20 protein-coding genes are annotated in these 22,099 nt (G+C 62.1%); 9 read left to right on the top strand and 11 right to left on the bottom strand.

What is annotated here, in order from left to right:
* Nucleotide 1 precedes the first annotated feature (1 nt).
* Nucleotides 2-1,453 (bottom strand): aldehyde dehydrogenase family protein, encoded by a 1,452-nt coding sequence (locus GB927_RS26530; RefSeq protein ID WP_256120232.1) that lies wholly within the window; start codon nucleotides 1,451-1,453, stop codon nucleotides 2-4.
* Nucleotides 1,454-1,552: 99 nt separating this feature from the next.
* On the opposite strand from GB927_RS26530, the gene GB927_RS26525 reads away from it, so the two are divergent.
* Nucleotides 1,553-2,446, top strand: coding sequence for a LysR family transcriptional regulator (locus GB927_RS26525; protein WP_256120231.1), 894 nt, complete (start codon nucleotides 1,553-1,555; stop codon nucleotides 2,444-2,446).
* Here the strand turns inward: GB927_RS26525 and GB927_RS26520 are convergent.
* On the bottom strand, nucleotides 2,443-3,402 hold the full coding sequence (locus tag GB927_RS26520) for a GlxA family transcriptional regulator (protein ID WP_256120230.1): 960 nt from the start codon (nucleotides 3,400-3,402) through the stop codon (nucleotides 2,443-2,445). The genes GB927_RS26525 and GB927_RS26520 overlap by 4 nt on opposite strands.
* A 95-nt stretch (nucleotides 3,403-3,497) precedes the next feature.
* On the opposite strand from GB927_RS26520, the gene GB927_RS26515 reads away from it, so the two are divergent.
* From GB927_RS26515 to GB927_RS26500, 4 genes are read left to right on the top strand one after another with little or no spacing between them, the layout of a single operon-like run.
* Nucleotides 3,498-4,748 (top strand): sarcosine oxidase subunit beta family protein, encoded by a 1,251-nt coding sequence (locus tag GB927_RS26515; protein ID WP_256120229.1) that lies wholly within the window; start codon nucleotides 3,498-3,500, stop codon nucleotides 4,746-4,748.
* Between the two features lie 23 nt (nucleotides 4,749-4,771).
* Nucleotides 4,772-5,044, top strand: coding sequence for a sarcosine oxidase subunit delta (locus tag GB927_RS26510; RefSeq protein WP_256120228.1), 273 nt, complete (start codon nucleotides 4,772-4,774; stop codon nucleotides 5,042-5,044).
* A complete protein-coding gene (locus GB927_RS26505) occupies nucleotides 5,041-8,007 on the top strand; it encodes a sarcosine oxidase subunit alpha family protein (RefSeq protein ID WP_256120227.1) in 2,967 nt (988 codons plus the stop codon). Before GB927_RS26510 ends, GB927_RS26505 begins: the two co-directional genes overlap by 4 nt.
* Nucleotides 8,000-8,527: a sarcosine oxidase subunit gamma family protein gene (locus GB927_RS26500; RefSeq protein WP_256120226.1), complete on the top strand. Its 528-nt coding sequence runs from the start codon at nucleotides 8,000-8,002 to the stop codon at nucleotides 8,525-8,527. Before GB927_RS26505 ends, GB927_RS26500 begins: the two co-directional genes overlap by 8 nt.
* 340 nt (nucleotides 8,528-8,867) lie before the next feature.
* On the opposite strand, the gene GB927_RS26495 is transcribed toward GB927_RS26500, so the two are convergent.
* The 3 genes from GB927_RS26495 to GB927_RS26485 are packed head-to-tail and all read right to left on the bottom strand — an operon-like array spanning nucleotide 8,868 to nucleotide 10,198.
* Nucleotides 8,868-9,608 carry a mandelate racemase/muconate lactonizing enzyme family protein gene (locus tag GB927_RS26495; RefSeq protein ID WP_256120225.1) on the bottom strand — a complete coding sequence of 247 codons (741 nt, stop codon included), beginning with the start codon at nucleotides 9,606-9,608 and terminating at the stop codon, nucleotides 8,868-8,870.
* Nucleotides 9,602-10,009 carry a carbon-nitrogen hydrolase family protein gene (locus tag GB927_RS26490; RefSeq protein ID WP_256120224.1) on the bottom strand — a complete coding sequence of 136 codons (408 nt, stop codon included), beginning with the start codon at nucleotides 10,007-10,009 and terminating at the stop codon, nucleotides 9,602-9,604. The genes GB927_RS26495 and GB927_RS26490 overlap by 7 nt, the downstream gene beginning before the upstream one ends.
* The gene (locus GB927_RS26485; RefSeq protein WP_256120223.1) at nucleotides 10,010-10,198 is read right to left on the bottom strand and encodes a hypothetical protein; all 189 of its coding nucleotides are present in this window, start codon (nucleotides 10,196-10,198) and stop codon (nucleotides 10,010-10,012) included.
* A gap of 266 nt (nucleotides 10,199-10,464) precedes the next feature.
* On the opposite strand from GB927_RS26485, the gene GB927_RS26480 reads away from it, so the two are divergent.
* On the top strand, nucleotides 10,465-10,674 hold the full coding sequence (locus GB927_RS26480) for a TOBE domain-containing protein (protein ID WP_023511854.1): 210 nt from the start codon (nucleotides 10,465-10,467) through the stop codon (nucleotides 10,672-10,674).
* A gap of 142 nt (nucleotides 10,675-10,816) precedes the next feature.
* Here the strand turns inward: GB927_RS26480 and GB927_RS26475 are convergent, their stop codons facing one another.
* The 4 genes from GB927_RS26475 to GB927_RS26460 form a co-directional block, all read right to left on the bottom strand.
* On the bottom strand, nucleotides 10,817-12,034 hold the full coding sequence (locus GB927_RS26475) for a molybdopterin molybdotransferase MoeA (protein ID WP_256120222.1): 1,218 nt from the start codon (nucleotides 12,032-12,034) through the stop codon (nucleotides 10,817-10,819).
* Nucleotides 12,035-12,293: 259 nt separating this feature from the next.
* On the bottom strand, nucleotides 12,294-13,322 hold the full coding sequence (locus tag GB927_RS26470; RefSeq protein ID WP_256120245.1) for an XdhC family protein: 1,029 nt from the start codon (nucleotides 13,320-13,322) through the stop codon (nucleotides 12,294-12,296).
* Nucleotides 13,323-13,343: 21 nt separating this feature from the next.
* Nucleotides 13,344-16,103: a molybdopterin-dependent oxidoreductase gene (locus tag GB927_RS26465; protein WP_256120221.1), complete on the bottom strand. Its 2,760-nt coding sequence runs from the start codon at nucleotides 16,101-16,103 to the stop codon at nucleotides 13,344-13,346.
* Nucleotides 16,100-16,921 (bottom strand): FAD binding domain-containing protein, encoded by an 822-nt coding sequence (locus GB927_RS26460; RefSeq protein ID WP_256120220.1) that lies wholly within the window; start codon nucleotides 16,919-16,921, stop codon nucleotides 16,100-16,102. The genes GB927_RS26465 and GB927_RS26460 overlap by 4 nt, the downstream gene beginning before the upstream one ends.
* A 212-nt stretch (nucleotides 16,922-17,133) precedes the next feature.
* Here GB927_RS26460 and GB927_RS26455 point away from each other — a divergent pair, with 212 nt between their 5' ends.
* A complete protein-coding gene (locus GB927_RS26455; RefSeq protein ID WP_256120219.1) occupies nucleotides 17,134-18,036 on the top strand; it encodes a LysR family transcriptional regulator in 903 nt (300 codons plus the stop codon).
* A 336-nt stretch (nucleotides 18,037-18,372) separates the two neighbouring features.
* On the opposite strand, the gene GB927_RS26450 is transcribed toward GB927_RS26455, so the two are convergent.
* Nucleotides 18,373-19,200, bottom strand: coding sequence for a helix-turn-helix transcriptional regulator (locus GB927_RS26450; protein WP_256120218.1), 828 nt, complete (start codon nucleotides 19,198-19,200; stop codon nucleotides 18,373-18,375).
* A 100-nt stretch (nucleotides 19,201-19,300) separates the two neighbouring features.
* Here GB927_RS26450 and GB927_RS26445 point away from each other — a divergent pair, with 100 nt between their 5' ends.
* Nucleotides 19,301-20,200 (top strand): SDR family oxidoreductase, encoded by a 900-nt coding sequence (locus GB927_RS26445; protein ID WP_256120217.1) that lies wholly within the window; start codon nucleotides 19,301-19,303, stop codon nucleotides 20,198-20,200.
* A gap of 98 nt (nucleotides 20,201-20,298) precedes the next feature.
* Here GB927_RS26445 and GB927_RS26440 read toward each other — a convergent pair whose 3' ends face one another.
* Nucleotides 20,299-20,952, bottom strand: a complete 654-nt coding sequence (locus GB927_RS26440; protein ID WP_256120216.1) for a hydrolase — start codon at nucleotides 20,950-20,952, stop codon at nucleotides 20,299-20,301.
* Nucleotides 20,953-21,104: 152 nt separating this feature from the next.
* Between GB927_RS26440 and GB927_RS26435 the strand changes: the two genes are divergently transcribed.
* Entirely contained in the window at nucleotides 21,105-21,998 is an 894-nt protein-coding gene (locus tag GB927_RS26435) for a LysR family transcriptional regulator (RefSeq protein WP_256120215.1), read from the top strand.
* Nucleotides 21,999-22,099 lie beyond the last annotated feature (101 nt).

Here is a 22,099-nt window from a genome sequence, read left to right as displayed (position 1 = left end):
CTTACTCCGGCTCCCCCGCCCGGATATAGGCGGTCTTGACCTGAGTGTAGAACTCGGCCGCCGAACGGCCCTGCTCGCGTGAACCGAAACTCGAATCCTTCCGCCCGCCGAAGGGTACATGATAGTCCGTCCCCGCCGTCGGGAGATTGATGGTGACGCAGCCGGTTTCGACATGGCGCCGGAAATGCGTGGTGCGGGCAAGCGAGCGGCTGAAGATGCCGGCGACGAGGCCGAAGCGCGTATCGTTGACGACGGAAAGTCCCTCCTCGTAGGAAGAGACCGTCTGCACGGCGGCGATGGGCGCGAACATTTCCTCGCGGTTGAAATCCATGGCATTGGTCGTGCCGGTCAGGAGCGCCGGCGTCATGTAGAAGCCGTCATGGGCGAGTTGCAGGCGCTCGCCGCCGATGGCGACTTCGGCACCTGCGGAGCGGGCGCGATCCACCCACGCGAGGTTCGCCGCAAGCTGGCGTTCGCTCACCACCGGCCCGACCTGCGTGCCGTCCGCGAGCGCATGCCCCACTTTCAACGCGGCGACGGCGGCGGCAAGTTTTTGGACGAAGACGTCATGGACCTTTTCATGCACCACAAGGCGTGAGGACGCCGTGCATTTCTGCCCCGTACCGGAATAGCCGCCGCCAATGGAGGCCGCGACGGCGAGGTCGAGATCGGCGTCATCCATGATGAGCAGCGCGTTCTTCGAGCCGAGTTCCAGCTGGAATTTCGTGAGGTTCGCGGCGGCCGCGACTGCGACCTGGCAGCCGACCTCGTAGGACCCGGTGAAAGTGATGGCATCAACGCCGCGATGGCCGGCAAGCCCGTTGCCGACGACGGCGCCCGGCCCCATCAGCAGCTGGAATGCGCCATCCGGCAGGCCGGCGCGGTGGATGATGTCGGCGAGCGCGAAGGCCGAGGCCGGCGTCTCGTTGGCCGGCTTCCAGATGACCGCATTGCCGTAAGCGAGTGCCGGCGCGATCTTCCAACTCGCCGTGGCGGTCGGAAAGTTCCATGGCGAGACGACGGCGACAAGCCCCATCGGCTCGCGGCGCATGTCGATCTCGATGCCGGGGCGCACGGAATCCGCGTTCTCGCCGAGCTGGCGCAACACCTCGGCTGCATAATAGGTGAAGAACTGGCCGGCGCGAAAAACCTCGCCGCGGCCTTCCGCCAGCGGCTTGCCCTCTTCGCGCGACAAGAGTTCACCGAGTTCGGCGGAGCGCTCCATCAGTTCCATGCCGATCTTGTTGAGGATCGCTTGGCGCTGTTCGAGCCCGGTCGCACGCCAGGTCGGCATCGCTGCACGACCGGCGGCAATCGCCTCGTCGACATCGGCTTCATCGGCCTGCGCATAGAGGCCGATCAGGTCGGTGACATCCGACGGATTGCGGTTTTCATGGAAGCGTGCGCCCTGCCTCCATTTGCCGCCGATCAGGTTGGCGTAGCGTTCTGCCATGTGCGGTCTCCATTCTGTTGAGACGAAAATCCGCCAGCACAGCACTTCAATCAAGCGGATATTTCTGTTATCAATTTCAGAAGAATTGAAGTTGGTGCTATGATCAAGCTGGAAGCATTGCGGGTCTTCGTGACGGTGGCGGAGAGCGGGAACATCAAGGACGCGGCCGATGCCGTCGGCCGCACGGCCTCGGCCGTGTCGATGACACTGAAACAGCTGGAAGAAGAGATCGGCGGGCCGCTGTTCCAGACCGACCGCAAGAACAGCCTGACGGCGCTCGGCAACCTGATGCTCGATCTCGGCCGCGAGCAGATCCGCAGCTTCGACAAGTCGGTCAGCATCATGCGCGCCTTCGCGCACAGCCGCATCGGCAGCCTGTCCATCGCCTCCGTGCCATCGGTGGCGACGAACGTGCTGCCGCCGATCCTGCAACGGTTTCTCGAAACCCGGCCGCAGGTGCAAGTGGAGCTTTTCGACATAGACACCGCGCAGGTGCGGCGCATGGTGGAGAGCGGCGTCGCCGATATCGGCATCGCCGGCGAAAGCCGCACAGGCGGCGGGGTGGAATTCACGCCACTCTTCTCCGACCGGTTCAAGTTGCTGTGCAAAGACGACCACGATCTTTGCCGTCTGGATCGGCCCGTGGAGTGGAGCGACCTCAAGGCTGCAACGCTGATCCGCAACGGCGCTTCCGACAGGATCGAGGCGGAAGACTATAAGCAGATTTCGGCACGTTCGCTGATCACCGTCTACAACGTCACCTCGCTCGTCGCGATGGTGAAGACGGGTCTCGGCCTCACCATTCTGCCTTCGCTAACCATGTACGGGGCCTATGAGGGCGTGGCGGCGCTGGACCTCGGCGATACGACGGCGAGCCGTCAGGTAGGGCTTGTCGAACGGCGCGATGTGCCGCCTTCTCCGGTCGCTGCCGCCTTCCGCGCCTTCGCCCTGAAGGAAATCCCGGTCCTGGTTTCCGAGCAGCTCGGCGGTTAGCGTCGCGCACCCGCCGGTGTCTGTCCATAGGCGGCCTTAAAGGCGCGGGAAAAATGGCCGGCGCTGGAAAAGCCAGTTGCATAGGCGATCTCGGCGATGGACAGCGGGCTCTGCTCCAGGAGCCGGCGACCATGCGCCAGACGGATCGCGCGGTAAGTATCGAGAAAACTTTCCCCGCGATGGGTTAGAAAAAGCCGGTCGAGATGCCGCGGGCTGATGCCGGCAAGTCTCGCCATTTCAGGACGGCCGAGCGGATTCTCGATCGACGCCTCCATCATCTCCAGCACCGTCAGCAGCGCCGGATGATGGGTGCCGTAACGCTCGGCCGCCGAGCCACGCTGGGGATCGGCCGATTCGGCGACGGCGGTATGGAGATACCAGTCGCTAACACGACGGGCGAAATCCGCGCCCATGCGCTCGGCGATGACGGCATGCATCATGTCGAGCGGCGCTACGCCGCCGCCGCAGGTCACGCGCCCGCCATCGACAACGAAGCGCGCCTGGCGCGGCGTGAGATGCGGAAAGGTCTCGCGCAGCAGCGGCGCATGCTCCCAATGGACCGTGAAGTCGCAGGTTTCCAGCAGACCGGCGGCGGCCAGGATATACGCGCCGCTCGAAATGCCGCCAATGCGCACCCCGTCGCGGGCGAACTTTCGCAGGGGCGCATGCAGCGCGGCGCTGTCCCGCCAGTCGGCCGGGTTGCCGCCGGCGCAGACATGCAGCGTGTGGCAGGCGCCGCCGAGATCCGCGAGCCGGCCGCAGGCGATCTCCAGTCCGGCGGAACTGCGCACCGGCAGGCCGTCCGCCGAAAGCGGTACGATGTCGTAAAGCGGAGTGCCGGCAATGAGGTTTGCCGCGCGCAGCGGTTCGCTCGCCGAGGCATAGGACATCAGGGCGAAATTCGGCACGAGCACAAAGCCGATGCGCTGGAGGTTGCGGGTGTCTGGCAGGAGCATGGCCCAAATCTATCCGAATTTGTCCTTATCATGCAATATAGGCAAGCCCGCCGCTGCTACGAAAAGCAAACAGCCTCTTTTCGACGAGCGATGCCATGCGCTACTCAGTCTTCTCCCTCCTCTGGAACGGCCTTCGCGGCAACCGCGACTGGACGCCTGCCTGGCGTCAGCCTGAACCGAAGCCGCATTACGACGTGGTCATCGTCGGTGGCGGCGGACATGGGCTGGCGACCGCCTATTATCTCGCCAAGGAATTCGGCATCGCCAATGTGGCGGTGCTGGAAAAGAATTACATCGGCTCCGGCAATGTCGGCCGCAACACAACGATCATCCGCTCCAACTATCTGCTGCCCGCCAACAACCCGTTCTACGAGCTGTCGATGAAGCTCTGGGAAGGGCTGGAGCAGGATTTCAACTTCAACGCCATGGTCTCGCAGCGCGGCGTGCTTAATCTCTATCATTCCGACGCCCAACGCGACGCCTTCACGCGGCGCGGCAATGCCATGCGCCTGCACGGCGTCGATGCCGAGTTACTGGACCGGGAGGCGGTGCGCCGCATGGTGCCCTTCCTCGATTTCGACAATGCGCGCTTTCCCATCAAGGGCGGGCTGCTGCAGCGGCGCGGCGGCACCGTGCGCCACGATGCGGTGGCCTGGGGTTATGCGCGCGGCGCCGACAGCCGCGGCATCGACATCATCCAGGGCTGCGAAGTGACCGGCATCCGGCGTGAGAACGGCCGCGTTACCGGCGTCGAGACCAGCCGCGGCTTCATCGGCTGCGGCAAGCTGGCGCTGGCGGCGGCCGGAAATTCCTCCGAGGTCGCCCGCATGGCCGATCTCAAGCTGCCGCTGGAAAGCCACGTCCTGCAGGCCTTCGTGTCCGAGGGGCTGAAACCCTTCATCGACGGCGTCGTCACCTTTGGCGCGGGACATTTCTATGTGTCGCAATCCGACAAGGGCGGGCTCGTCTTCGGCGGCGACATCGACGGCTACAATTCCTACGCCCAGCGCGGCAACCTCGCGACCGTCGAGCATGTCGCAGAGGCCGGCAAGGCGATGATCCCGGCGCTCTCGCGGGTGCGGGTCCTGCGGGCGTGGGGCGGCATCATGGACATGTCGATGGACGGCTCGCCGATCATCGACCGCACCCACATCGACAATCTCTATCTCAATGCCGGCTGGTGCTACGGCGGCTTCAAGGCGACGCCCGCCTCCGGCTTCTGCTTCGCCCATCTTCTGGCGCGCGGCACGCCGCACGAGAAGGCAGCGGCCTTCCGCCTCGACCGTTTCCGCCGCGGCCACCTTCTCGACGAAAAGGGCCAGGGCGCCCAGCCCAACCTCCACTGACGAACCGATCGAGGACCTTCGACATGGCAAGCCTTGTGCCCTGCCCGCATTGCGGATCACGACCGAAAGAGGAATTCACCATCAAGGGCGCGGCGCTGGCGCGCCCCGCACCCGACGCCGACCCGGACAGTTGGTTCCACTACGTCTATCTCCGGGAGAACCCGCGTGGCGCCTATGAGGAATACTGGCACCACACTGCCGGCTGCCGCCGCTGGCTGATCGTCTGCCGCGATACCGTAACCCATCAGGTCAACACCTCCCAGGATGCCGCCGCCGCGAAAGGACAAGCCGCATGACCTCCTATCGTTTGCCGCAGGGCGGCTTGATCGACCGCGGCCACCCCCTTTCCTTCACCTTCGACGGCAAGGCCTTGCAGGGCGTCCAAGGCGACAGCCTCGCCTCAGCACTTCTCGCCAATGGCCGCCGTCTCGTCGGCCGCAGCTTCAAGTATCATCGCCCGCGTGGCATTCTGACATCAGGCGCGGCGGAGCCGAATGCTCTGATGACCATCGGCAGCAGCGGCCGCACGGAGCCCAACACCCGCGCGACCATGCAGGAGCTTTATGCCGGCCTCGAAGCCCGCAGCCAGAACCGCTGGCCGTCGCTCGCCTTCGATATCGGCGCGCTCAACAGCCTCGCCTCGCCGTTCCTCGGCGCCGGCTTCTACTACAAGACCTTCATGTGGCCCGCGCCGTTTTGGGAGAAAGTCTACGAGCCCTTCATCCGAAAAGCTGCCGGCCTAGGCCGGGCGACGCACGAGGCCGACCCGGACAGCTACGACAAGTGCTGGGCGCATTGCGATCTGCTGGTCGTCGGCAGCGGGCCGGCGGGCCTCGCCGCGGCGCTGACAGCCGGCCGCGCCGGCGCCAGGGTCATTGTCGCCGATGAACACGCCATGGCTGGCGGCTCATTGCTTTCGGAGACCGCAATCATCGGCGGAACGCCAGCATCCGCCTTCGCCGAGGCCTGCGCGACGGAGCTAAGATCGCTGCCCAATGTCACCCTTCTGACGCGCACCACCGTCTTCGGCTGGTATGACGGCAATGTCTTCGGTGCAGTCGAACGCGTGCAGAGGCATATCGCGACACTGTCGCCGTCCCGGCCGGTCGAGCGTCTCTGGCGCATCGTCGCCAAGGGCACAATCCTGGCAACCGGCGCGGAGGAGCGACCGCTTGTCTTCGGCGGAAACGACATTCCCGGCGTGATGATGGCCGGCGCCATGCGAACCTATCTCAACCGCTACGCCGTTGCCCCCGGCAGGACGACGGCGATCTTCACCGCCAACGATAGCGGCTACCAGCTGGCCGCCGACCTGGAGGCGCGCGGCGTCCGCGTTTCGGCCATCGTCGACCCGCGGGCGGCGGGCGGCGCGACCTATGCTGGCAAGGCACGTGTGCTGCGCGATGCCGTCGTCACGGACGCCCATGGCGGCAGGAGCCTCGCCGCCATCGATATCCGCAGCGGCAGCCGTACGGACCGGCTGAAGGTCGATGCGCTCGCCATGTCCGGCGGCTTCAGCCCGGTCGTCCATCTCGCCTGCCACCGCGGCGGCAGGCCGGTCTGGTCGGATGAGAAGGCCGGCTTCCTGCCGCCGGCCAACTTCGGCGGCCTCACGCCCGCCGGTGCGGCCCGCGGCATCGACGGACTTGCGGCCTGCCTGGACGACGGCGCGCGGCGGGGGGCCAACCTGGTGGCCACGTTCGGTTTTACCGCAACGCCGGTCGCCTTCGGCACGGTCGAAGGCGATGTGCCTGTGTCGGCCCCCGCCAAAACTCTCTGGTCAATCCCCGGCGGCAAGGGAAAGGCCTTCGTCGACTATCAGAACGACGTGCATCGCAAGGATCTCGACCTCGCGGTCAAGGAAGGCTACGGCCATGTCGAGCTAGCAAAGCGCTATACCACCGGCGGCATGGCGACCGACCAGGGCAAGCTCTCCAACGTCAACGCCATCGGACTTCTCGCCGAGGCGCGCGGCCTTTCGCCGGGCGCGGTGGGCACGACTACCTTCCGCCCGTTTTATACCCCAGTGTCCTTCGGTGCGCTCGCTGGCGCTCATCACGGGGAGCATTTCCAGCCCGTCCGCCGCTCTCCGCTTCATGGCTGGGCGGCCAGGCATGGCGCGGTCTTCGTTGAAACCGGCCTTTGGTATCGCTCCGCCTGGTTCCCCCGCACCGGCGAGAAAGACTGGCGCGAAAGCGTCGCCCGCGAAGTCGTCAACGTGCGCAGGAATGCCGGCCTTTGCGACGTGTCGATGCTCGGCAAGATCGAAATCTGCGGTCCCGATGCAGCCGAATTCCTCAACCGCGTCTATTGCAACGCCTTCCTGAAGCTGCCGATCGGAAAGGCGCGATACGGCCTGATGCTGCGCGAGGACGGCATGATCTACGACGACGGCACGACGAGCCGGCTGGAGGAAAACCGCTTCCTCATGACGACGACCACCGCCTATGCGGCGGGCGCCATGAACCATCTGGAATTCTGCGCCCAGGCGCTCTGGCCGGACCTCGATGTGCGCCTTGCCTCCGTCACCGACCAATGGGCGCAGATGGCGATTGCCGGGCCGAAATCCCGCAAAATCCTGCAGGCGATCATCGACGAGGATATCGGGGACGCAGCCTTCCCGTATCTGGCAGCGCACGAGGTTTCGCTTTTCGGGGGCGCCTTGCACGGCCGGCTGTTCCGCATCTCCTTCTCCGGCGAGCTCGCCTATGAGCTCGCCATACCCGCAGCCTATGGCGACAGCGTCGCGGAGGCGCTGATGGCGACAGGTCGGACGGAAGGCCTCATGCCCTACGGCGTCGAGGCACTGAGTGTGCTGCGCATTGAAAAAGGCCATGTCACCCACAACGAGATTAACGGGACGGTGGTACCCGCCGATCTCGGTTTTGGTAAAATGGTCTCGTTGGCCAAGCCGGACTTCATCGGCAAAGCCATGCTGCAACGCGAAGGCCTTGCCGCACCCGACCGGCCGCGCCTCGTCGGCGTCGTGCCGCTCGACCCTGCCGACACCTTTCGCACCGGCGCACATATCCTCGCCAAGAACGCGGCGGCGACGTTGGAGAACGACCAGGGCTATGTGACGTCCAGCGCCCATTCCCCGCATGTCGGCTCGACGATAGGCCTGGCGCTGGTCAAACGCGGGGACGAGCGGCACGGCGAGGAGGTCGTCGTCTGGAATGGCCTCAATGGCGAATTCACCTCCGCCCGGCTCTGCCCGCCCGTGTTCTTCGATCCCAGCAACGAGAAGCTCCATGCCTGATCTTCGCGCCCTGCCCGCCCTCGCCGATCGCACGCCTCTCGTCTCGCACGGCATCCGTCTCTCACCGCTTCCCGAGGGGACGGTGCTGCAGATGATTGTCGGCCCCGACGCACCGGACCAGACGGCAAATGTCGAACGGCTCGCCAATGAATCTGGATTGGCGGCACGCCCCCTTTCACCCGGCCAGTGGCTGCTCATCGGCGATAAGCCGACGCGCCGTGCCGATATGAAGCACCTGCTTGCCGCACTCGAACCGCAGGCAAGCGGTATAGATCAGAGCCATGGCCGCGTGCGCATGCGGCTGGAGGGACCGATGGCCGTGAAGGTCCTGGCGAAGGGGACCGCCGTCGACCTTAATCAGCGTGCCTTTCCGCCCGGGAGATCCGTCGCGACCCTGATCGGCCATATCGCGGCCCACCTCACGCGCCATGACGTGGAGGATTTCGAGATTGCAGTCCTGCGTGGATTGGCGGAGGCATGCTGGATCGATCTCGCCGGTATGTGCGAAGAATTCGTATAGCGCGATGTTCTAGCCGAACTGTCATGCCTCGATAATCCCGCCCTTATAGCTGACCGTTGCACCGGCTCGAAGTGGTGACCCGAATACACCAAGGTGTTGATCCAACTTGAATCGTCGGCACGCCCTTCAAATTTCACAAGTGTTTGCCAACGGCACTTAGTCACGCAACACTGGGAGCCTGCATCCTGCACCTAGGAGATGAGTTTGCTGATATGTCAGCTGGACGTGAAGTGCTCAACAGTGAATTCATCCAGCACCGCCCTATCAAATTGGAACCCCCATCCCGCCCGATCGGTGAGGATCAGTTGCCCGTCTTTATAGACCTGGCGTGTTTCCGGCGTCACAAGAAGCTCGAAATTGTAAATGTCCTTCTCAGGCAGGAAATGTTCGACCTCTCCGCAGCGCGCGTTACGCGGATCCATTCGCGGACACCGCCGAGCACGCCAACATCTGGCTGCAGAATGTCTGCAGAACGCTGTTCGACCAACCTGCGGAACTCGTGGCGTGTCTGGTGTATCTCGCCTGTCGCTACCGGGGTTTCCAGCCTATAGGCAAGTTCAGCATGCCCGGCATAGTCGTCGGGTGAAAGAGGCTCCTCGAACCACCAGAGGCCGTCGTCTCCCGCCGCCTTTTCGAAAACGCGTGCCGCGTGCAACGCCTCACTGAAGTCGCGGTAGGCATTGTTCGCATCGAGCGCGAGCCTGCCTCGACCATCCATAGCATCGATCGCCGCCCTCACACGGTCGGCGTCTTCTTTGATCGAGAGCCCACCCACTTTGATCTTGTGGTCCGAAAAACCATGCTCGACGTTGAACCGTATTTCGCGATGGACAGCCTTGGCCCATTCCCCGTCATCCGGCTGATAATATCCGACAGACGCATAGGCCGGTACCAGCCTCACTGCGCCGCCCAGCATGACGGCCAGCGGTAAAATCCTGCGTTTCGCCGCAAGATCCCATAGCGCCATGTCGACGGCGGAAATCGCGCGCAGCGCGATCCCCTGCCGGCCGGTCAGGAGTGTCTCCTGATACATGCGGTCCCAATGACCCCAGATGTCGTCGGCATCGGCGCCGATCAGCACGGGCGAGAGGAGTTCGGCAACGATCTTTGCGGCAACCGCGCCGCCGCGCGTACACGACGAGGTAGTCGCGCTTGTCGAGAACCCGCTTGGCAATCCGCGTGGGCTTGGCGACAGTCGGCGAGAAGGACGGACTGGACAGGCCAGTTCGTCGGCAATGCGATGAAATCAGCGCCCGCCAAAGCCAGCGTCCGCGAGACCTCCGGAAAGCGAATCTCGTAGCATATCGCAACGCCGACCTTGCCCACCGCCGTCTCGAAGATCGAAACCACGAAGCGATCTGCGCCAAGGAACGGCAGATGACGCTTGCGGTGGATGCCGGTCACGCCCCTGGGCCCGATGATTGCCGCTACATTATCGAGCTTCGGCCCGACCCGCTCCAGAAAGCCGACAACGACCTCCATTTAATGCTCGGCGCAAAGCAGGCGCACCTGTTCCAGCTCAGGCCCATCCTGTTCGATGGCGCATGCATCGACCGACGTGATGTTGACGATGTGCCTGGTCGGGCCGGGCGTGTTCACGAGCCGGCGCAAGTCGCGCACCGCCGCCCCATCATGTGATAGGTGTTTCTTCACGCTGATGGCGTTTTCCAAATCCCAGTCCTCGTCAGGAATTTCGGGGATCGGTTTGCGCGGAGGCGTGCGAGCATGAAGAGGTCCTCCGATAGGAGCCGAGGGATAGCAGGTATCCCCGACAGGCAGCGACGCTATATTTTATAGAATATTTCGCTTTTCGCCGATGATACGCGGGCAAATTTTCGCGAAAACGCCTGATAGTCTGGAGCTGTTCTCTCTGTCTGGACCGTAGTAGCTTTGCAACACGGCATGCTATCGCGTACTCGCCAAAACAGGAGACTCCCATGAAGATCAGCGCACGCAACCGCCTCAAGGGCAAGATCATCGAAGTAACCAAAGGCGCGACCACGGCTCATGTACGCATCGAGGTTGCCGGCGGCGCGGTCGTCACCGCATCCATCACCAATGAATCCGTCGATGAACTGGGCCTCGCTGTTGGCGGAGAGGCCTACGCCGTCGTCAAGGCGTCGGACGTGATGGTCGCCGTCGATTAAATCGCGCTAAAAATCGCTTGCCGCAACATAGAACGCGGCAAGCGCTTCGTCCTACATATGTTCCCGCGCATATATCCTAATTTCACGGCGCCGTGACAACAGCAGTCCCTCTTCCGGCGAGGACATCAGGCTGGCACCCTTGTCAGAATGGTAAAACCTCGACGACATCTCCCTCTAGTATCTCGGTTTGTTCAGAGTGGAGGACGATCATGACGTCAGCGACGGCAAGGTAACGGAGCCTCGCCGAGCCTTGGTCCGGCAAGGGTTCGACCGCCGTGGCTCGGCCAAGCAAACCTTGACGCAATCGCCCCAAAAGAACCTGCGTCCGCCCCGGCGGTTTGGCGATCCCACTGGTGACTGGCAAATGCCAAGCGTGCCGCTCATTTGATCCCTTCCCACCAAGGCGGGCGATGATGGCACGCCCCAGAAGGGCGAAGCTCGCTGCCGCCGCCAAAGGATTTCCGGGGAGGAGCAGAATGGGGCAATCGTCGATATCGCCAAAGCCGACGGGTTTTCCCGGCCGCATGTCGAGCTTCCAGAACTCAAGGTAACCGCGCCGGACGATGATCCGTGTCAGGTGATCGGCAAAACCAGCAGACGCGCCGCCAGTGGAAATCAGGAGATCGTGGTCGGCTGCCGCGGCGACAAGCCGTTCAAGAATGAGTTCTGGGTCGTCGCGGGCAATGCCGAGATCCGTGACGGCGGCTCCGGCGGCTTGGAGCATCCGAATGAGCATGGGCCGGTTCGTATCGAATATTTTACCCGGCTCGAGGAGACCGGGATTGTCAACAAGTTCGTCACCTGTTGACAGAAGTGCCACCTTCGGTCGTGCCACAACCAAAACGGATCTAAGCCCAAGCGATGAGAGAAGCGCGATTTGGCCAGGCCCGATGCGGGTGCCGGCCACCATCACGACCGTGCCCTGGGCAACGTCTTCCCCCTTTTTGCGGATATGCAGCTTGCCACCGGCGGGAGCTCTGAGATGAACCTGATCGCCATCAAGCCGGGCAGCTTCCTGCACGACGACACGATCGGCGCCGGGTGGCACGGGCGCACCCGTCGTTATTCGCGCCGCCTCACCAGCGCGGAGCGTGCTCAAGGCTTCCTGCCCCGCTGTAATTGTCTGACTGATTTTAAGGCAGGCGGCTCCGTCCGGCCGCACATCATCTGTTCGGATGGCAAAGCCGTCCATCGCCGCATTGTCGAAACGCGGCAGCGAGACAGAGGCGACTATATCTTCCGCCAGAAGATGATCATAGGCCGCAGAAACGGAAACCCGCATGGGTGGTATTGCCGCTTCTATGTAGCTGGCGATAAAGGCCAGCGCATCGTCAAGGCTCCTTACTTCGCGATCGCTCATTGATCTTTCCACGCCCAGTTCGCTCGATTACTCGAGAGCGCGCCGTGGCAAAGCTAGCATAGGGACCAAGACATCCGCTCTTCCGAATCCGATATATTTTTTGGAATATAATGATACAAAGATGCCAGTCGAGTCTCAACTGGGATAAGCGCATCTCGAAATCGTGTGATGATGGATCCATGCAAGCGAACTCCATCAGGCGTGCGAGCTTCCTCGCCGGTCCTGCACGTATTGGCGGCTCAAGCCGGCGCAAAGCTTCTCAACGAACGGCCGCGGCATTGCCGGAGCGGCAACTCACCGCCAGCGGTTGGCTGATGGGTTCCCAGATCGGCAGTGGAGATATCTCTCTCCCATCGAACAAGAGACCGACGCCTGCGCTAGCGCTGACATTCGCCTGCATGATCTCCGCCAGGATGGAGAGCGCGATGGAGGATGCACTCTTGCCGCTTTCGAACAAGCCCGCCGGCCCGCGGATGCGACCGAGCTTCTCTTTTTCCACACCGAAGCGCGCAAGGATGTCGAGCCGGCGCTGGTGGGTCTTTCGACTGCCCATGGCGCCGACATAGAAAGCATCGGTCTCCAGGATCAGCGGCAGCAGGTTCGTTTCCCATTCATGATCGTGAAACATCACCGCGACCGCCGTGTGGCGGTCGGCGTGAACAATGGGCAGGCTTGCCGCGCTTGGAATCGGCACAACCTCGACGCCGGGCGTTTTCAGGATCTCCTCGCGTGTTTCCGCATCGGGCGAATAAAGCACCACTTCGAAACCGGTAACAAGACCGAGCCTTGAGAGCTGGACCGCGGAGGGACCGATGCCGGCGATGATGATGCGCGTGCGCGGAGCGTAGATCCGGGTCAGCGTTTCGCTCTCGTCGCCCGCAAGTGATGGTACATGCATCATGGCCGGCAGACGGCGGTGCAGGCGCGCGTCGATCGCGACGAGATCGTCATCAGCAATGTTGACGTCAAAGACGAGTTCGATCGCACTGCCGCAGGGGAGCTGGATGTCGAAGTACTTCGATCCGCGACCATAACGCACGCGTCTGTTTTCGCCGTCCTGAATGGCGGCGATGGCTTCGCTCACCACGGCGCGCTCGATACAGCCTCCCGAAAGATAGCCCGTCCAACGCCCGCTTTCCGAGACGGCCATCTGCGCGCCAAGAGGGCGTGGCGACGATCCTTCGATCTGGACAAGCGTGACGATTGCGATCCGCTCGCCGCGGCGTTTTCGGTCAACGGCGAAATCGATGACATAGTCGTCGAATTGATCCCATGATTCGGCCGGCATTTTCATCACGCACTCCTTTTTTCAGGCAGGTTCATAGGCGGTCGCGGCGCTCGCTTGCGAAGGCCGCGCCTCTGCGGCGAGCTTGTAAAGCCGATCCGCCTTGAAGGGCGTTGCGTAGAGCCGCACGCCGATGGCGTCTCGAATAGCGTTGCCGAGAGCAGCGGCGACCGGATTGTATGGGCTCTCGCTCATGGATTTGGCGCCAAGCGGACCTATGCGATCGTACGTGTCGGCGAAATAGACCTCGGCACGGGGGATGTCGGCGAAAGCCGGAATGTGATAGCCGCGGAACGTCGGATTGGTGACCTTTCCCTCTCCATCGATGTTCAGGTCTTCATAGAGGGCCGCGCCGATCGCCTGCGCGACACCTCCTTCCACTTGCCCGCGGCACTGCATCGGATTCATCACCGTCCCGGCGTCCGCCGCGTGGATCGAGCGCAAGATGCGGATTTCGCCATAACGACGGTGGATTGCCACCTCGAAACCCTGGACATTGAAGGCGACCGACCGCGGCGTACCACCGCTGCGCCCCTGCCCCGACAATTTTACGCCTGCCTCCGCAGCAGCGACAGCCAAGACAGGGAGAGCGATGCGACGGCTGCCGGCTATAACGGCACCTTCGCCAAGCTTGCATTCCGATCGCCCGACATTGGCCAAGGACGCTGCAAAATCCAGGATAATGCCGGCAAGATCTTCCGCGGCCTCCCGGGTTGCCGATCCCGCGACCACCGTTCCGGTGCTGCCGAAAGCGCCGGTATCGTGCGAAATATGATCCGTATCCGACTGCTTGATGCGGACGTGGGCCAGCGTCGTTCCAAGCAAGGAGGCGACAATCTGGCAATGTACGGTCGTGGTACCATTGCCGAATTCCGCCGTGCCGGTCTTCAATTCGTAGGTACCATCAGGCAGGAGCGTGACCCGGCTTTCGGCCCGGTGCCCGCGCGGCGGGATCGTGTCGATCATGCCGGCAGCGACACCGCGCCCGACAAGCCAATCGTCCGAAAGATTAGGGGCTGGGCTGCGGGCAAGTGCGGCTTCTACCATGTCGAGGCACTGGTCCAGGCCGTAACTACCGTACTCCACATCATGAGGCCCATCGTCAGCCGATGTCATCGGGTCACCGGGCACAACCACATTTCGCCTGCGGAACTCGATCGGGTCCATGCCGATCTGGCGCGCGATCTCATCCATCGCGGATTCAACCGCAAAATTGCTCTGGCTCAGCCCGTATCCGCGAAAGGCGCCGCTCGGCATTTCGTTGGTGTAGACCGCGACGGAATCGACTTTCTTGTTCGGGCAGCGGTAGAGCGCTATGCATTCGCCAGAGCCGTGATACATCACACCCGGCCCGTGATTGCCATAAGCACCTGTATTGGAAAGCATGCGCATGGAGATGGCGGTCAGCAGACCGTCGTTCGTCGCACCGACCTTCACCGTGATCTTCATAGGGTGACGGCTGGTGGAGGCGGAGAACTGCTCCGTTCGTGTATACTCGAGTTTTACCGGTCGACCGGTCTTGAAGACCGCAAGTGCCACGATATCCTCGGTGATCATTTCCTGCTTGCCGCCAAAGCCCCCGCCGACGCGCTCCGCAAAGACGCGAACCTTCTCCTGCGGAAGATCGAAGAGCGTGCAAAGGGCATCGCGTGTCAGGAACGGCACCTGCGTGCTCGTTCGCATATTGAGCCGCCCGTCACCATCGAGCCAACCGATAGCTCCATGCGTTTCCAGATGAGCATGTTGCACCCGTTGGATGTAATAGGTGCCCTCGTGGATGGCATCCGCTTTCGCAAAACCTTTGTCGACATCGCCCAGATGCCCATGCAGCTCGGCGACGATATTGCGCTGTGGATAGGCGATGCGTGAGGAAAGCGGCTTGTCATGAACGACATGCGCACCCGGCCGTAGGGCTTCTTCGGGATCGAAGACCGCAGGCAGCAACTCATATTCGACAGCGATCAGCTTGCATGCTGCTTCCGCAATACCCTCGCTGTCAGCGACGACCGCCGCGACACGCTGCCCGATATGGCGAATGACTGGATCCAGCACCAGCGTATCGTCTGGATCGTCGGTGTACATTTCGTGACGTGCGGTCGAAAAATAGTGATCAGGCGCATCTGCGTGGGTCAGCACGGCCACAACGCCCGGCAGGGCAAGTGCATTGCTTGTATCGATGGAAAGAATACGAGCGGATGGATGCGGCGAGCGCAGGATTTTCATATGCGTGAGGCCAGCAAGATCGCCAACTGGTGCGACATCCATCGTATAGCGCACGCGACCTGTTACCACGCCGGGTCCAGCGGGCGCGGCGAGGTTTCGCCCGCACGCCTGACCCGCACCGACACGCTCGACATGCTTGACGCCCTCAATGGCATCCGCGATTGCGCGATAGCCGGTGCAACGGCAAAGATTGCCCTTCAGCGCCGCGGGAAGATTGCGCCGCTGGGCCTGGTCGAGCGCCGCCGCGGTCATAATCGCACCTGCCGTGCAGAACCCGCACTGGAAACCCTGCGCATCGAGGAAAGACTGCTGAACCGGGTGAAGGTCGTCCGGAGAGCCGAGCCCTTCGATCGTCGTGACTTCCTGGTTCTCTGCCCGAAAGGCCGGCACGAGGCAGCTGTGCACGGGCCGTCCGTCGATGTGAACCGTACAGGCGCCACAGTCGCCCGCGTCGCAGCCCTTCTTCACGCCGAAGCAGCCAAGATCCCGCAGGAACGTGCGCAAACACTGGCCCGGCCGCGGGATCGCCTCATGCGTCTTGCCGTCAACGAGATAGGTCATGTCCATTCTCCAAGCTCTTTACGGATTTCCTCCGCGAAAAGGTGCGTCATATGTTGGCGCCAGTCGGGCAGGCCATGAATGTCGTCATAATAGAGCGCGTCCGGAATATCGTTTTCGAGGCGGCGCTCCAGTTCGCGGGCGCTTGGGCAGTGCGGGAATGCGAACTGCACCGGTCGGCGCGTCGAAGCGGTGACCGTGAGCACGAAGCCGCCCTTGGCCGAGAGCGTACCGATGAGAAGCACGCCCGAGCGACCTAGCGGGGTAAGGCTCGCCCGGCGAAATGCCGTCCTGCGTGAAAGCGCCTCCCACGGCAGGTTGATACCGCGCAGAATTTCGCCAGGCCGCAGATCATTGCTCAGTGGCCCTTTTACGAAATCGACGACCGGGACTTTTCGTGCTGAACCATCCGATGACCATATCGTGCAAACCCCTTCGAGCGCTGCGGTCAACGAGATCATGGGGCCGGCCGGCAGGGACATGCACAGGTTGCCGCCGACAGTAGCCATGTTCCAGATCTTGAACGAGGCCAGGAATGAGCGGCAGCATTTGCCGATCAGTCGCGCTGCAGGCCATGCGACAGGTGGCTCGAAAGCATCGAGCGTCGCTACCTTGCAGTTCGCGCTGATCGATAGACCGGCATCGGTCGTTGTAAGAGGCTGCCAGTCGAGCAAAGACAGATCCACGAGCCTCTGAAGTTTGGGTTGCGGCTCGGAAAACAACCATGTCCCACCGCCAAGCCATGCATCACCCTCCTGAAATGGCCAAAGTTCGGCGCGGCTCTGCGGCCTGCTGACGGCGTTGATCGTGTTGATATCCAAGGCGAAGACCTCCGGTGAACATTGGCAACGTGAATGTCCTTCATCCGGATTGATCTTGCTATTTCCAATTTAAGAGCGAATTGTTGCCTAAAAAGCATCAATGAACGGAACGTCTCATGCGCACGCCAGAAGCTGCCCCCATTCGGCCATCTCCGCCACGTGAGCGCGCACTGTCCCCTATGCTGCTCGCCCGTATATTTCACCAGCCGGCCATGATCTATTTCCAGACCGCCGCGGAACTGTTGTCCATCCGGGAATGCGCGCGCCGCCTCAACGTCGCCTCGTCTGCCGTATCCAGGCAAATCACCCAGCTTGAGGACGCATTGGGCATGGCATTATTTCAGCGCGAAGGCCGCCGCATCAAGATGACCGCCGCCGGCGAAATTCTCTATAGGCACGTCCGTCGTGTCGCCTCGCCGCTTGAAGCGGCAGTGTCGGAGCTCGACATGCTGCGCGGGCTCAAGACCGGTTCCGTCCGTATCGCCACGGTCGAAAGCGTCGGTCTGTCCTTCCTGCCGGCCCTTCTGACGGCGTTTTCGCAGCGTCACCCGACATTGCATCTAAATGTCGAAGTCACGTCCTCGTCCGACGTCGTCTCCCGCCTCATCGACGAAACAATCGACGTCGGTTTCGGCTTTGTTACGGCACCGCCTCGTGAGATCGAAATGGCGGTGCGCCGCGACGTGCGTGTCGGCGCGCTCATGCGACCGGATCACCCGCTTGCCTCTCAGCAAAGCCTTACCCTCGCGGACTGCTTTGCCCACCCTGTTGCCATTGGAACGCGCGAGCTCTCCATCCGCCGGGCAATCCAGCCCAATCTCGAAGCGGCAGCAACAGCACGGCCGCCATTACTGGAGGTCGGATCGATCCGCATGCTCGTGGAGTTGGCACAAGCCGGGCATCATATTTCCATCATGACACCAATTGGTGCACACAACGAGATCGGCAGCGGAGCATTGATTTTTCTCCCTCTCACCGATCCTGGGCTTTCGACCAATCGCTTCGGGCTGATGGTCCGAACCGGTGCAGACCTGCACTTCGCCCCTGCCGTCTTCTATGATCAGGCAAAAGAGCATTTCCGCAGCTTGGAACTGCCTGGGGCGGTGCTATCCTAGTTCACCCGAAGAGCATCACGCTTCACCTCGCCCAGGACCGAAAGCCGGAGGCAAGCTCGCTCTCAACGGGATATAGTCGGAGACCTCGTAGGCGTCGGCGCCTACGATTTTGGTGAGCGGTGATCCTGAATATCATTCCGGCAACGGTGTCGGCACGGCTTTGGGATATCTACGAAGATGGGTTGAAACCTCTTCCTGGGCCGTGGTGACGACTTAACGATTTGCGATTCCTCGCAAGGAGCAAAGCAGATTCAAGCCTGATTTTTGGGCAAGATCAGTCATGCCTGCCGATAAGGCCCCATTTATCATGGGAGCGGTTGTATCAGGCGCGCTGCCTCAGCAACGCGCCCCCGAAATCAGCGAGCGAAACTGTTCCATCACCTCAGGGTTCGCTGGACTGTAAACCATCATGTTGAGGTCAGATCTGCCTTCGACTGCAAAATTCGAGAATTCAAGTTCTATCGGCCCCAGGACAGGATGGTGGAGACGCTTTACGCCGTCTCGGAAACCCGCGATTTCATTGTCCTCCCAGAGCGCCTTGAATTCCGGGCTGCTGGCTGAAAGCTCATCCACCAACTGCTGAATTTCCGCGCCGGCACCAGCACGCGTGGCATCGGCTCGGAAAGCAGCAACCACGTAGCGGGCGACACTTTGCCAATCGTCCTGCGCCGCGCGAACCCGTTCGTCGGAGAACATCATGCGAAGGATGTTGCGCCGATCCTTGGGGAGCTTGGAATAGTCCGTCAGGATCACAGTTGCTGCCGCATTCCACGCTAACACATCCCATGTGGCTGTCCTGATAATGGCAGGGCTGAAAGGCATGGCATCGAGGACGCGTTGAAGCCGCGGGGTAATGCCTTCAGGTTGGCGGTATCGCACCTCCGGCGGATGGCCGAAAGCGAGAATGTGAAGATGGTCGCGTTCGGGCTCGGTCAGCATGAGCCCGCTGGCGATCCGATCAAGCACATGGGCTGATGGTGCTCCGCCGCGCCCCTGCTCCAGCCAAGTATACCAGGTCGGGCTTATATTCGAGCGCTGGGCGACCTCTTCGCGACGCAAGCCCGGCGTGCGGCGGCGTCCAACCTGGAAGCCGAATGTCGCGGGATCAAGCCGCATGCGCCGGTCGCGCAAGAACGTGCCCAGGATATTTTCGGAATCGCTCACGCTGATGATCCTGTTGGTGATTATACCATGATAAAGTCACTACTTTAACAGGACAATTTTTCATGGGATCAGGCGCCACGTCAATATCGGAGACTTTCCCATGCGTGTTTTCCTAACAGGTGCCACAGGCTTCATCGGATCCCGGATTCTTCCCGAACTGCTGGCCGCCGGCCATGAAATCATCGGCCTCACCCGCTCCAAGGCCGGTGCGGACGCTTTGGCAGCGGCAGGCGCAAGCGCTCATCTCGGAACGCTGGAGGATCCAACCGGCCTTGCGGATGGAGCACGGAACGCAGACGCCATCATCCATACGGCCTTTGATCATGATTTCACGAATTTCGTGGCAAATTGCGAAAAGGATCGCGGTGCCATTGCCGCACTCGGGTCGGTGCTGAAGGGGTCGGATCGGCCGCTGCTCATCACGTCGGGCGTTGGCATCGGAGACCCAGGCGATGGCCGACCTGCCAGGGAAGATGTTTTCGATGCACATCATTTCAATCCGCGCATCGCGTCGGAACTGGCGGGCCAAGCCCTGCTCGAAGCAGGCGTAAACCTGTCCGTCGTGCGGCTGCCGCAGGTGCACAATACCTTCAAGCAGGGCTTGATCTCCCCCTATATCGAGATGGCGCGGGAGAAGGGCGTGGTCGCCTATGTCGGGCAAGGCGCCAACCGTTGGGCGGCCGGCCACGTACGCGATGTGGCGAAGCTCTATGTGCTTGCCCTCGATCGCGCCGAGGCAGGTGCCCGTTACCATGCTGTCGCCGAAGAAGGCGTGGCGGCGCGGGACATAGCCGAGGTGGTCGCTGCAGGCCTCGATCTTCCGGTTGTCTCTCTTTCGCCGGACGAGGCGGCACCGCATTTTGGTTGGTTCGCGATGTTCGCCGGGGCGGATATCGTGGCATCCAGCGCCCAGACGCGGGAGAAATTGGATTGGGTGCCGACAGGCCCGAGCCTGATCGAAGACCTGCGGCAGATGGATTATTCCGTGAAGACAGCCTGACGTCTGACGCGATCGACATCAATACGAATAAGGTCATGCGGATGACGCAGGTCGACGAGCGGACGGTTGCTCGAAATCCTGGTCATCCGCAGCGGAGATCAGCCGGCGGCGCTGGGCGCCGGCGTATTGAGCAGCTGTTGTTCCCACAAGTAGGCGATGCCGCTGCCGCCAAAGTGCTGGATGAGAATCTCGGTCAGCGCCTCGACATGCTCTGTGCGCGCCCAATCGCGTTGCCATTCGCCGGCGAGCGCCATCACCGTCATCACGTTCGCGCCAGCCGTGATCAGCCGCTGGATGGCAACTTCGTGAGACTCCTTCGAAGTACCACCTGACGCATCGGTAATCACGGTCACGTCCCAGCCTTCGCCGGCGGCCTGGATCACAGGCATTGCGACGCAAACCTCGGTCCACAGGCCGGCGATGATCAGTTGCTTGCGGCCGGTCGCCTTGACGACGTTCACCACATTCTCGTCCTGCCAGGTGTTCACCCATGTGCGATCGATGACGTCCTGACCCGGGAACACGTCGGTGATCTGCTTAAAGAGAAGTCCACCGCGCGCCGCGATGACGCTGGTGAGAATGGTCGGAACATTGAAGGCTTTTGCCAGCTTCGCCAGCGCGGTCGTGCTGTTGACCACAGCTTGCGGGTCGTGGCTGTTGAGGTTCGCGAGCTGGTAGGGTTGATGGTCGATCAGAACGAGGACCGAGTCTTCGGGACGAAGAAGCGAATCAAGGCCGTTACGAAGGGTCATCAATATTTCCTTTCTCTGCCGCTATGGGCGGCATTGGGTTCACGGGGGACATGCGCCAATGGTGACGTCGCCGGAACGCAATTTGCTGTTCCTTTTCGTGATACGATAGTGCCATAATCAGGCAAGCTGTGTAGCGAAACGAGGAACGCGGAATGGACATCGAAGACCTGCAGACATTCGTTGCCGTGGCCGATGCAGGGGGTGTTTCGGCCGCCGCGCGCCGGCTCGGCGTCTCCAAGTCGATCGTCAGTCGGCGGCTCTTTCGCGTTGAGGCAGAGCTTGGCGTCCAGCTTCTGGCACGAACGACCCGCGGCGCAGCGCTCACAGAAGCGGGAATGACGTTCAGGGACCATGCGGCCCGGGCCAGCGCCGAGATCGATACGGCGAGAGAAGCGATCCTGCCGACCGGTGAGCTGCGCGGCCGCCTAAGGGTGGCGATGCCGCTCTCTTTCGGCCCGACCCACTTCGCCCCCGTGCTTGCGGAAATGGCGCAGCACCACCCGCAGCTCCACATCCATGCCGCCTACAGCGATCGCTTTGTCGATCTGGTCGCCGAAGGTTTCGATTGCGCGATCCGAGTTGGGTACCTTCAGGACTCCAACCTGATCGCCAAACGAGTCGGGCCGATCTATGGAAAGCTTGTCGCAAGCCCGGATTACATAAAAGCGCACGGTTCACCGGAGACGGTGGAACAGCTCGCCGACCATCAGGCCCTCATGCAGGGAACGGAAGCCTGGCAATTCATGGATGGCGACAGGATCGTCGCAGTTCAGCCGCAGGGCAGGTTCAAGGCCGACAATGCGACTGCGCTTGCCTCCGCCGCGGCCGCGGGGCTCGGCATCGCCTGGCTCCCCGATTGCATCACACACGACTATGTGGTCTCCGGCGCGCTCGTTCCGGTGATGACAGGCTACCCCCCACCGTCGGCAGGGGCCTATGTCGTCCGACCGCCGGGTAAGCACCCTGCGCGGAAAGTCCGGGTGCTTATCGAAATGCTGATCGCGTATTTCGCTCAAAACCCAGACGTTTGGGGTTTCGACCGTTAAGACCGAAACTTGCAGCGCGCCTTAAGCTCGTCGCTGACATTCTCCCGCCACTCTCCCAAACATCAGCCTCGCCCAGGATGACGAGCACCTTGGGCGACGCG

Source organism: Shinella lacus (genome assembly GCF_010994755.1).
GTDB classification, from domain to species: Bacteria; Pseudomonadota; Alphaproteobacteria; order Rhizobiales; family Rhizobiaceae; genus Shinella; species Shinella lacus.
Note: the sequence above shows the minus strand (reverse complement) of the source record. Positions and strands in the feature narration are given on the sequence as shown.

Bases quoted from the DNA above. Each gene is read 5' to 3' on its own strand.
- GB927_RS26515 (WP_256120229.1), top strand. From the start codon at position 3,498: ATGCGCTACTCAGTCTTCTCCCTCCTCTGGAACGGCCTTCGCGGCAAC.
- GB927_RS26465 (WP_256120221.1), bottom strand. From the start codon at position 16,103: ATGACCTATCTCGTTGACGGCAAGACGCATGAGGCGATCCCGCGGCCG.
- GB927_RS26520 (WP_256120230.1), bottom strand. From the start codon at position 3,402: ATGCTCCTGCCAGACACCCGCAACCTCCAGCGCATCGGCTTTGTGCTC.
- GB927_RS26445 (WP_256120217.1), top strand. From the start codon at position 19,301: ATGCGTGTTTTCCTAACAGGTGCCACAGGCTTCATCGGATCCCGGATT.
- GB927_RS26500 (WP_256120226.1), top strand. From the start codon at position 8,000: ATGCCTGATCTTCGCGCCCTGCCCGCCCTCGCCGATCGCACGCCTCTC.
- GB927_RS26480 (WP_023511854.1), top strand. From the start codon at position 10,465: ATGAAGATCAGCGCACGCAACCGCCTCAAGGGCAAGATCATCGAAGTA.
- GB927_RS26475 (WP_256120222.1), bottom strand. From the start codon at position 12,034: ATGAGCGATCGCGAAGTAAGGAGCCTTGACGATGCGCTGGCCTTTATC.
- GB927_RS26455 (WP_256120219.1), top strand. From the start codon at position 17,134: ATGATCTATTTCCAGACCGCCGCGGAACTGTTGTCCATCCGGGAATGC.
- GB927_RS26470 (WP_256120245.1), bottom strand. From the start codon at position 13,322: ATGCCGGCCGAATCATGGGATCAATTCGACGACTATGTCATCGATTTC.
- GB927_RS26525 (WP_256120231.1), top strand. From the start codon at position 1,553: ATGATCAAGCTGGAAGCATTGCGGGTCTTCGTGACGGTGGCGGAGAGC.
- GB927_RS26435 (WP_256120215.1), top strand. From the start codon at position 21,105: ATGGACATCGAAGACCTGCAGACATTCGTTGCCGTGGCCGATGCAGGG.
- GB927_RS26510 (WP_256120228.1), top strand. From the start codon at position 4,772: ATGGCAAGCCTTGTGCCCTGCCCGCATTGCGGATCACGACCGAAAGAG.
- GB927_RS26505 (WP_256120227.1), top strand. From the start codon at position 5,041: ATGACCTCCTATCGTTTGCCGCAGGGCGGCTTGATCGACCGCGGCCAC.
- GB927_RS26490 (WP_256120224.1), bottom strand. From the start codon at position 10,009: ATGGAGGTCGTTGTCGGCTTTCTGGAGCGGGTCGGGCCGAAGCTCGAT.
- GB927_RS26440 (WP_256120216.1), bottom strand. From the start codon at position 20,952: ATGACCCTTCGTAACGGCCTTGATTCGCTTCTTCGTCCCGAAGACTCG.
- GB927_RS26530 (WP_256120232.1), bottom strand. From the start codon at position 1,453: ATGGCAGAACGCTACGCCAACCTGATCGGCGGCAAATGGAGGCAGGGC.